Source organism: Streptomyces kebangsaanensis (genome assembly GCF_001906585.1).
In the GTDB taxonomy this organism is placed as follows: Bacteria; Actinomycetota; Actinomycetes; order Streptomycetales; family Streptomycetaceae; genus Streptomyces; species Streptomyces kebangsaanensis.
On record NZ_JUJA01000146.1, the window covers coordinates 71,107 to 77,367 of the forward strand.

Annotated in this window: 8 protein-coding genes and 1 pseudogene; 4 read left to right on the forward strand and 5 right to left on the reverse strand. The window is 67.9% G+C overall.

Annotated elements, in window-relative coordinates:
* Window positions 1–165 precede the first annotated feature (165 nt).
* From RH94_RS22690 to RH94_RS44240, 3 genes and pseudogenes are all read left to right on the forward strand, one after another.
* Window positions 166–498 (forward strand): hypothetical protein, encoded by a 333-nt coding sequence (locus RH94_RS22690; RefSeq protein WP_073949407.1) that lies wholly within the window; start codon window positions 166–168, stop codon window positions 496–498.
* Entirely contained in the window at window positions 498–899 is a 402-nt protein-coding gene (locus RH94_RS22695) for a hypothetical protein (RefSeq protein WP_234425965.1), read from the forward strand. Before RH94_RS22690 ends, RH94_RS22695 begins: the two co-directional genes overlap by 1 nt.
* Before the next feature lie 125 nt (window positions 900–1,024).
* Window positions 1,025–1,369: pseudogene (locus tag RH94_RS44240) on the forward strand (DUF6247 family protein); the annotation flags it as partial.
* 153 nt (window positions 1,370–1,522) lie between these two features.
* Here the strand turns inward: RH94_RS44240 and RH94_RS22705 are convergent.
* From RH94_RS22705 to RH94_RS46755, 4 genes are all read right to left on the reverse strand, one after another.
* Window positions 1,523–2,323, reverse strand: a complete 801-nt coding sequence (locus RH94_RS22705; RefSeq protein WP_073949665.1) for a phosphotransferase — start codon at window positions 2,321–2,323, stop codon at window positions 1,523–1,525.
* A gap of 73 nt (window positions 2,324–2,396) precedes the next feature.
* Window positions 2,397–3,647: a formamidase gene (gene fmdA, locus RH94_RS22710; protein ID WP_073949409.1), complete on the reverse strand. Its 1,251-nt coding sequence runs from the start codon at window positions 3,645–3,647 to the stop codon at window positions 2,397–2,399.
* A gap of 9 nt (window positions 3,648–3,656) precedes the next feature.
* Window positions 3,657–4,310, reverse strand: coding sequence for an AmiS/UreI family transporter (locus tag RH94_RS22715; RefSeq protein WP_073949411.1), 654 nt, complete (start codon window positions 4,308–4,310; stop codon window positions 3,657–3,659).
* A 38-nt stretch (window positions 4,311–4,348) separates the two neighbouring features.
* Window positions 4,349–4,630, reverse strand: a complete 282-nt coding sequence (locus RH94_RS46755; RefSeq protein WP_199881036.1) for an FmdB family zinc ribbon protein — start codon at window positions 4,628–4,630, stop codon at window positions 4,349–4,351.
* A gap of 448 nt (window positions 4,631–5,078) precedes the next feature.
* Here RH94_RS46755 and RH94_RS22725 point away from each other — a divergent pair, with 448 nt between their 5' ends.
* Window positions 5,079–5,501: a hypothetical protein gene (locus RH94_RS22725; RefSeq protein ID WP_073949669.1), complete on the forward strand. Its 423-nt coding sequence runs from the start codon at window positions 5,079–5,081 to the stop codon at window positions 5,499–5,501.
* A 61-nt stretch (window positions 5,502–5,562) separates the two neighbouring features.
* Here RH94_RS22725 and RH94_RS22730 read toward each other — a convergent pair whose 3' ends face one another.
* The gene (locus RH94_RS22730) at window positions 5,563–6,039 is read right to left on the reverse strand and encodes a GNAT family N-acetyltransferase (protein WP_073949412.1); all 477 of its coding nucleotides are present in this window, start codon (window positions 6,037–6,039) and stop codon (window positions 5,563–5,565) included.
* Window positions 6,040–6,261 lie beyond the last annotated feature (222 nt).

The window sequence follows — 6,261 nt, forward strand, 5'->3', positions numbered from 1 at the left end:
TGCACGCTAAAGCGCCGAGTAGCGAGTCACCACGTGCGGGTGCAACCGCATGCTTCCTATTGCTACCTAACGCGTCCTGATGCAAAGTAGTCTGCAAAGCACAGAAAGACCCCGGCGGCCTGGCAGGGCCCCGGGGCACGGCCAACGCTTACCAGGAGCGTCGACATGCACGACCTTATCCGCCGTCTCGTCCATTGGCTGGGCCTTCTCTTCGGCCCCGGCACCGGAACCCACCGCGCGGGGGACCGGAGCCCAGTCCGCCCCGCGCACCTCACTCCCCGCCCTGACGACTCCTTGTGTCTCCCCCTTCACCGCTCCCCGTACCGCCTGCACCTCCCCCTCGACGGTGCCGAGACCCGGCTCATCCGTCCCTACCTCGTCGCCCACGAGCAGGAACAGGCACTGCGGCGGCGTCGCCGTCTCACTCTCGTCCTCGCCGCCGACTTCGGGATCGACCTCGACCAGCACGTCATCGGCGCGAAGAAGGCGGCGGCCTGATGGACGCACGCACCACGCTCCGGCTGTTGCCCTGGCTCTCGCCGGACGGCAAGCCCTGCTTCCTCGCCAACGGCAGCGAGGGCGGATACGTCTCGCGGCTGGCTGACGAGACGGAGGACCTGCAACTGGCCGAGGGGTCGGAGGTGCTCGTCGCGGCCCGGCGGGTGCTCGGTGATCCCCTGTCCCCGAACGTCGAGGTGCGGTACGCCGCGATCCGGCTGTCCGAGTGCCTGGCCGACGTACTGCGCGTGGCCGAGTCCCGTGGCCGACGCCTGCCCACGTCGGACACCGACGACACAGACGAGCCTTGCGACCCCCACGACGACGCCGAGGACAACGAAGACGTCCCTGGCCACGAGATCGGCAACGGTAGCGACCATGCCCCGGGAGCAGGCCCATGAACGCCCGCGCCCGGCACTGGACCCAGCATCGGAACCCCGGCAACGAACGGCTCCCCCGGACCGTAGAGGCGGGCTGTCGCCGCAGACACGGTGCGCCGAAGGAGCACGAAGGAGTACATCCGGTCATGACCGCACACGCCGCAGAACCCACGCCGGTCGTTCCGCCCATGCCCGAGCGGAACCCGAAGGCGCTGCGCGCTGCCATCGCCCAGCACGCCCCCCAACTCCTTCCCGATTTCGACGAGCACTGGAAGCGGGCGATCGCCGACACCTACGACATCGGGCCTCTGCCCGCGTTCATGGCCCGCTGGTGGGGTGAGTACGCGATCGCCCGTGACCCGGAGCTCGACGCCCACATGGCCGATCTCCACCACCGCGCGGCAGGGTCCACCGACATCGCCGAAGCCAAGGCCCTTCTCGAAGAGACCTCAAGGATCCGCCACAGGGTGCGGAAGTTGGAGCCCGGCGAGTGGCCGACGAGTTCATGGGGCCGCCCTGGCAGATGGACTGGCGGCTCCAGCGGTCAGTGTCGTATCCGTCACGGCAGTTCCACCAGCTCGCGCCGGTCCGGACCGGCACCGAGTCCTACCGGTTACAGGCCACTATTCACACGTCCGGGCCGGTCAGTTCAGCAGGGCTGCCGTGAACGTCGTGCGGTGGTCCGCCAGCCAGGTCTGCACGCGGTCCCAGCGTTCCCATCCGCCGCGCTCGGTCAGCGCCTGGAGGTAGGCGGGGTCGCCGTCGGCCACGCGGCGGGCGACGAAGGCTCGGCAGACCTCTGTGGCCTGCTCGATGACGCCGGGCAGCTCGGCGCGGTCCCGTGGCGAGAGGCCGTAGCCGTCGGCAAGGGTCCGCAGCCGTGCGGGCGCGTCCAGCCCGGCGGGGTAGAGGGAGGCCGCGGTCGCGGGGTCGGCCATGGGTACCCAGTAGCGGGCGGTCATGGCGACGTCCCAGAGGGGGCGGCCCGGGGCCGCCAGGTCGAAATCGATCAGGGCGGCGGCACGGCCGTCGCGGAAGACGACGTTGTCCGGGCACACGTCGTTGTGGCACAGCACCGTTCCCCCCTCCGGATCGGCGAGGTCCCGGGGCCACCAGGCGCCGGTGTCGGTCGCGACGGTCGTGCCGGCCTCGTGCAGGCGCCGCAGCAGGTTCCCCACCGATGCGAGGGCGGCCTTCGTCATCGCCCAGTCCGGGAACGGCGGCAGGGCCACGTCGCCGGGGATGAAAGTCAGTTGCTCACGGCCGTCCTCGGTAAGACCGACAGGAGCCGGCGCCGCGTCGAAGCCGTGCTCCTTCAGCGCGAGGAGATGGGCGTGCAGGGCGGGCGCGTTGCGCGGCGCCGGGCGCTCCACCAGCGCACCCCGGCGGAAGACCGCCCCCGCGTTCACCATGCCGCCTGCCAGCGCCTCGCCCTCAGCCGTCATGACGGTCACGCTACCGCCGGGTCCGCCCCGCGCGGGCCAGGAGCGGAGCGGGAACCCTGCCGTCGTGGTCCGGTCAGGCGCTGGTCAGCGCGGCCTGGCCGCGGTCGGCCTTCGTCGGGCCGGCGGCGGAGGGCCGGACGTCGAAGTCGAACATGGCGGTGGGGACGTAGAGTGAGCAGCAGGCGTTGGGGATGTCGACGATGCCGCTGATGCGTCCCTCTATGGGGGCGGAGCCGAGCAGCAGGTAGGCCTGCTCGCCGCTGTAGCCGAACCTCTTGAAGTACTCGACCGCGTTGAGGCAGGCCCGCCGGTAGGCCAGCGTCGCGTCCATGTAGAAGTTGGTGTCCGTGTCGTGGTCGACGGAGACCCCGATGAAACTGATGAACTCCGTGTAGCGCGGCTCGACGTTACCGGGCATGAACACCGGGTTGGTGGAGATGCCGTACTTCTCCATGCCGCCCTTGATCAGGTCGACGTGGAAGTCGATGAAGCCGCCCATCTCGATGGCGCCGCAGAAGCTGATCTCTCCGTCGCCCTGGCTGAAGTGCAGGTCGCCCGCGGAGAGCTTGGCGTCCTTGACGTACACGGGGAAGAAGGCCCGCGAGCCGCGGGTCATGTTCTTGATGTCCTGGTTGCCGCCGTTCTCACGGGCCGGCACCGTGCGTGCGCCTTCCTCGGCGATGCGGGTGGCGACGTCCCCGGTGGCCGTGCCGGCGAGCGCGTGGGTGGCGTCCGGAGGTATGGCGAGGGGCGGGACCCGGTTCGGGTCGGTGTCGATCAGCGCCTTCTCGCGGGCGTTCCAGCGGGCGAGCATCTCGGCGGACGGGGCCGTTCCGAACAGCCCGGGGTGGGTGATCCCGGTGTAGCGGATGCCGGGCAGGTGGCGGGAGACCGCCTGCTGGCCGTGGAAGTTCCAGATGGCCTTGTAGGAGTCCGGGAAGTAGTCGGTCAGGAAGCCTCCGCCATTGGCCTTGGCGAAGATCCCGGTGTAACCCCAGCCCTGGCCCGCCGCGTCCCCAGTCTGCTGCGGCACGGGACCGAGGTCGAGGATGTCGACGACGAGCAGGTCGCCGGGTTCGGCGCCCTCCACGCCTATCGGGCCGCTGAGCATGTGAGGGATGGTCAGGTCGATGTCGCGCACGTCGTTGGCGGAGTCGTTGTCGCCGATCTGGCAGTCGGTCCAGTCACGGGTCTCCAACCGGAACTCCGCTCCCGGCTTCACCATGGTGGCGTTGGGGACGTCGGGGTGCCACCTGTTGTGTCCGGGAACGTCCTGCTCACGCATCGACTTGGTTTGGTCCACACGGAAGATGATTTCGGGCATGACAACTCCTCACTTCTGATCCGGTGATGTTGGAGCACCCGCACTATTGGCCGGCGGAGCGGCTCGGGTCGGCTGAGGCGATTGACGGGTGAGCGGCCACAGCCCCACGAACATCAGCACGCCGAAGACCCCCAGGGCGATGGCGGTCTCGGTGGGGTGCTTCCAGTAGCCGGAGAGCAGCAGCCCCGCGGGAATGGCACCGGTGACCCAGCCCTCGATCGCGGTGATCCAGCCCGTATAGGTCGTGAGGCGGTCCATTTTGAGACCGAGCAGCAGGAAGAACAGGAACCACAGCAAGGCCCAGTAGAGCCAGATGACCCCGAAGGGGTAGTCCTTCAGGAGCCGAAAATTGACGTACGAATATCCCAGAGCAGAAATTGCCACAAACAATGAGTAATAGCCGACCCCGGTGGTGTCGAGGTTGGCGAGCAGGCCGATACCCACATAGAGGTAGGTGAAGCCGAACAGGTAGATGCCGGATGCCGCCAGGATCTTCTTGGGGTCGCCGCCGGCGGTGAAGATGAGGTAAGTCGGCGTCAGCACCTGCAATGTGCCCACAAACAGGTTAAATACCGCTCCTGCCCGGGCGTCGACCTTGCCGAGAAGCAGTAACCCATTGATGAAGAGCACCGCACCGACAAAGAGCAGTCCCACGTTTCCCACGGGGAAGCACCTCCTGACTCCGTGTGAGGTGGGGACAGTCAGGGACGCGGCAACCGCGAGAGCGCGGGGTGCGGTCGCTGCTCTGGCCTTGTGCGCGGCGGCACTTCGGAAACCACTGCCGGGGCCTCACGGGCCTGCTCCTCCCGTTCGTGGAGGGCGGCGGACGCGCTTGAGGTCAACGACAGGCCGGGCGCGGAGTACAAACGCCTCGCAGGGTTTGTGCAAACGGGGCAGCCATGCGTCTTGGGTGCCGTTCCGATCGTCAATTTCACGTCGAAAGAGCCGCATTGGCTGCACAGATATTCGTAAGTGGCCATCATCGCTCCGGAAACTGCTGGACGCTCGCGAACCCGAGTGTGCGGCGCGCCTGGGAAATGTGTGCCGCGGCTGTTTCCTCTCTTCAAGGAGACGTCTCGTCAATGGGCGTGTCAAGTCGGGGCGGGTCGTCCGTCCCTGACCTGCTCCGGCAGTCCGTGGTGTGCGCCGGGGCCCACCGGAAGCCGGCATGAACGAGCGGCCGCGTTGATCAGTCAGGCGCTGTGCGGAACCAGGAGAAGATCCACCACGTGAGGGGGCAATGGACCTTCCGGCATGCCATGCCCACCGCGGTCTCAAGCCTGCTGTGAGCCGACTCACTCCGAATTTTTCTGGACGACTACGACCGATACCTTTAGTTTTGGTAAATAGATTGATTTTTCTTATGCGGAGGCACCGGCGCCGCGCATACTGTCTCGCAAGAAAGCCAAGGAGGGCGGATCGGTGAGCAACATGGACGCCGTGTGGGTACGAGGCGTGAACGGCATTCAGTTGCATCACGTGACCGACCTTCAGGATGCCGGCAGGTTCTTGGGCAACGCGGCGATGGCGCTGCGGGCCGCGCACGTAAGGACCGGCGTCGACCAGTACGCCGGCATCGCCGCCGAGCTGAAGAGCCTGGTGGAGCGAGTGCGGGAGCTGGAGGACGGGGCGCGGTCGAGCATGCGCGACCTGCACTCCAGTGACCCCGAGAGGTTCGCCCGCTGCAGGGACGGTCACGAGCCGTGGCCCGATGAGATCCCGGCGGGATTCATCCCGCGCCACACCTGCAAGGACGAGTGCCTCTACCACGACCGCGAGGTCCTCGACGCCCTCATGCAGTGCACGTGCGGCCGGCCGCCGTGCCGGGCGTGCGAGATCGGCGGGAAGCTCTGACGGGTCCGAGCCCGAGCCCGGTTCCGGGGCCGAGCTCGAACCCCAGCCTTGTCGACGCGCCCTACAGCCTCTTCGCCAGGCAGATGCTCGACTCGTACTCGCGGTAGTAGCCGAACTTGACGCACGGCTCGTAGCCGCTGGAGGCGTAGAGGGCGACGGCCTCCGGTTGCTGGTCGCCGGTCTCCAGGACCATGCGGAGGCGGCCGGCGGTGCGGGCGTCCTCCTCCAGCGTGGCGAGGATGCGGCGGGCCAGGCCCCGGCCGCGCATCCGCTCGATCACGTACATCCGCTTGAGCTCGGCGTCGCCGTCCTCGTTGCCCTCGGCGTTCCTGTCCTGGCTGCGCCAGCCGCCCGTGGCGACGGGGGTGCCGTCCTCGTCGTAGGCGATCAGGTACACGCCGTTCGGGGGCCGGAAGTCGGCCAGGTCGAGGGGCGTGGCGTCGCCGCCGTCGCCGTAGCGGACGTGGTACTCGGCCTGGACCTCGTCGTTCAGCTTGACGGCGTCGGGGTGGTCGAAGGGCACGGGGCGGATATTCATGTGGTGAACCGTATGTCGATGCGATGGCGGGCAGGGGTGCGGTCTTCGAGAAGACCCCGTTCAGTGTGCAGGTATGGTGCCACCGTGTTGACTGTGACCTCCGTCAATGTGTCCGGAGGGGGTCGTCAGTGAAGGCAAGGAGAGTGTTTTGCTCACTGTGACCTCCGTCAATGTGAACGGACTGCGCGCCGCCGCCAGGAAGGGCTTCGTGGAGTGGCTCGC

Coding starts and splice junctions, on each gene's coding strand:
- RH94_RS22690 (WP_073949407.1), top strand. CDS start 166: ATGCACGACCTTATCCGCCGTCTCGTCCATTGGCTGGGCCTTCTCTTC.
- RH94_RS22695 (WP_234425965.1), top strand. CDS start 498: ATGGACGCACGCACCACGCTCCGGCTGTTGCCCTGGCTCTCGCCGGAC.
- RH94_RS22705 (WP_073949665.1), bottom strand. CDS start 2,323: ATGACGGCTGAGGGCGAGGCGCTGGCAGGCGGCATGGTGAACGCGGGG.
- fmdA (WP_073949409.1), bottom strand. CDS start 3,647: ATGCCCGAAATCATCTTCCGTGTGGACCAAACCAAGTCGATGCGTGAG.
- RH94_RS46755 (WP_199881036.1), bottom strand. CDS start 4,630: ATGATGGCCACTTACGAATATCTGTGCAGCCAATGCGGCTCTTTCGAC.
- RH94_RS22725 (WP_073949669.1), top strand. CDS start 5,079: ATGGACGCCGTGTGGGTACGAGGCGTGAACGGCATTCAGTTGCATCAC.
- RH94_RS22730 (WP_073949412.1), bottom strand. CDS start 6,039: ATGAATATCCGCCCCGTGCCCTTCGACCACCCCGACGCCGTCAAGCTG.